A 2895-nucleotide genomic window follows, 5' to 3' on the forward strand; every position below is an offset into this window, starting at 1 on the left:
TGAAAATAAATATGAAGAAGCTATTAGTTTAATTAGTGAATATTTAGGACAAGATTTAGAAGAAGAGTATTTAAATAAATTAAATATATTAAAGGATAAGGTTCAAGATTCTAAAAGATCTTATGAGGAAGAACAACAGAGAATGGCTGAAGAAATGAGATTAGAGAAAGAAAGAAGGGCTGAAGAGGAAAGAAAAGCTGAAGAGATAAGAAGAAAAGAAGAGATTGCTAAAAATCAGGAAGAAAATAAGAAACAAGAAGGTACAACTAATAGTGGAAGTAGCAACTTAGGCTATAATTCAGTAAATGAAAGTATATATCAACTAGATGCTGCAGAAATGGCATTAGCAGTAGTTAGAAGAGAGCATCCAGGATATGGGCCTCATTATTTTGAAAGAGGACTTATTACAGAGGGTGAATGGCGTTGGGCATTTGTATTTCTTAAACTTGAGGATCCAAATGCTGCAAGTATAGAGGATAGCAATATAATTGGACAAGTTGGATATACAGTAAATGCAAAAACAGGTGAAGTAAAGCAAGAGGATTGGTTAGTACAATAGATTCGACAAAATACGGGCTACCTCTGAGGTTAATCCATATATTGGATTAATCTCAGAGGTAGCCCTATATTCTGTTAATTTATATTTTGTTTAATTTCCAGAGTCGTCCTACATAGAATGGGTTAGCTGTACCCATATAAAGACCATCTTTACTTGATATAAAGGATAAAACAATTCCTTTTATAATGGGGAATTGTTTTATGTTTATGTAGATTGATTTGTGGTATATAATATAGATAATTATTAATTTGTTTAGGAGGAAGAACTATTGAATTTAAGTAAGAGGATTATAAATGAGATAATAGATATATCTAAAAAATATTATGGGATTAATAAGGTAGTTCTTTTTGGTTCAAGAGCAAGAGGGGATAATGAATTAAAAAGTGATATAGATTTAGCTGTATATTGTGATGGTGATTTATCCTTATTTATAGAAGAAGTTGAAAATACTACGCATACACTTTTAGAATTTGATTTTTCAGATATGAATAATATAGTAGATGATTTTTTTATAGAACAAGTAGAAAAAGAAGGGATAGTATTATATGAGAAGTGTGGAATTTAAATATATGAATTTAAAAAAAGCTTATTTAAGATTAAAAGAAGTTAGTGATATGTATGATGGCAAAAATGATATAATTAGGGATAGCCTTATACAAAGATTTGAATTTACATATGAGCTTACTCATAAAACATTAAAGGAATTTATGAAGTATTTAGGAGTAACATTAGAAAATTCATTCCCAAGAACTATATATAAGAAAGCTTATGTTAATAATTTAATTTCGGATGATAGTGTTTGGATTAATTTATTAGAAGATAGAAATTGCACTTCACATATTTATAATGAAAGCTTAGCAGATGAAATTGCTAAGAGAATTGTTGATAAATATGTAGATGCAATAGGTGAACTTGTAGATAATTTAGAAAAGCTATTGTAATAATATAGGGTAAAAATATTAGAAGATAAAATTAATTTTATGAATTTTTAAGTTTGATTTTGCAGTATGTAATATATATTTTAAATAGTATAGTGTATCTGTTATATAAAAATGTTGGTAACAACATTCTTATATAACAGAATGCCTATAGAGAAAAATAGGTATGTTAATAGATAAAGTCTAATGAAGGATTAAATGTGAAAAAATGTGTTAATACTCATAACTGGGTGATGAATTATGAGTAAAACCATTAATAACAAAGAATATAGATTAAAGTTATTTAAAGAAAAAATAGATAAATCAACATTAAAAATAGAAAATAATATTAATGATAAAAAGCAAAATAAATACATAAAATGCCCTCATTGCAAAAGCGAAGATGTGATAAAGTATGGTTCATATAACGGTATACAACGATATAAATGCAAAAACAATAAATGTGAAAGAACATTTACAAAGCAAACTGAAAGTCCCTTTAGATATTCAAAAAAGTTTAAGGAAAATTGCCATAAATATAAGGAGTTATATGAAAAGGGACTAACAATTAGAGAATGTGCAGAGGTTCTTAACATAAGTATAGTAACATCATTTTTCTGGAGACATAGATTTTTATATAACTTAAAGCAGGTAAATTATGTTGAGAAGTTATGTGATTATGCTGAATTAACAAGGGTAGTTTTACTTGAGAATTTTAAAGGCGATAGATATAGTAAAAATAAAGAGAAGGATAAAATTTCAATAGTAAATGCAATGAATAAATCTATTGATATTATATCTATAATAGCAGCTAGAAATCATCTAGGATTTAGAGAATTAAAGGAAAATATAGAACCAAGAATTGATAAAAAGGCTATTGCTGTGGCGTTTTTAGATGGAAGACTTCAAGCTTTTTCAGATAAACATAATACAATAAATAAAATTAGAATTAGGAGAATTGATATCACTCCAATTGATGCAAGCTACTCTGTAAAAATAAAAAGATGGTTGAAAAAATTTAGAGGAGTTGCAACTAAATATATAGACCATTATTTAAGTTGGAGAGCCAATGAATATAAGAATAATATTGAATATGATTATAGATTGAATAAAGATGAGAAATTAAAGTTGAATATAAATTTAAATATAAAAATAACTACATATGTATCATGGAATAACATAAAAGCAAAAGTATTACCAGTATAGTATAGTATAATACTATAATACTATATTTATGATGAATTAAAAAATTTAATATTTAAATCTATCTGAACATAGGGAATTATTCCCTAAGATTAGAGGAATTCTTGTATTATGGAATAAAAAAGTATATAATAATTAAGTTAAGTGAGACTCCAAATTTAAATTTGGTCAGTCGAATTTACTCAGCGACTGAAAGGAGTCGAGTTTCCTTTAAAT

General features: G+C 26.5%; 3 protein-coding genes and 1 pseudogene. All 4 read left to right on the forward strand.

Annotated features, from left to right (window positions below; genetic code table 11):
• A pseudogene (locus Q0G30_RS14015) lies at nt 1–559 on the forward strand (hypothetical protein); the annotation flags it as partial.
• Nucleotides 560–827: 268 nt separating this feature from the next.
• Complete coding sequence (locus Q0G30_RS14020; RefSeq protein WP_289129019.1) at nt 828–1124, forward strand: nucleotidyltransferase domain-containing protein; 297 nt, start codon at nt 828–830, stop codon at nt 1122–1124.
• Nucleotides 1125–1128: 4 nt separating this feature from the next.
• Nucleotides 1129–1500, forward strand: coding sequence for a nucleotidyltransferase substrate binding protein (locus tag Q0G30_RS14025; protein WP_294130867.1), 372 nt, complete (start codon nt 1129–1131; stop codon nt 1498–1500).
• A 237-nt stretch (nt 1501–1737) separates the two neighbouring features.
• Nucleotides 1738–2682, forward strand: a complete 945-nt coding sequence (locus tag Q0G30_RS14030; protein WP_289129022.1) for a hypothetical protein — start codon at nt 1738–1740, stop codon at nt 2680–2682.
• Nucleotides 2683–2895 lie beyond the last annotated feature (213 nt).

It is taken from the genome of uncultured Clostridium sp. (assembly GCF_934754925.1).
Lineage (GTDB): Bacteria > Bacillota > Clostridia > Clostridiales > Clostridiaceae > Clostridium.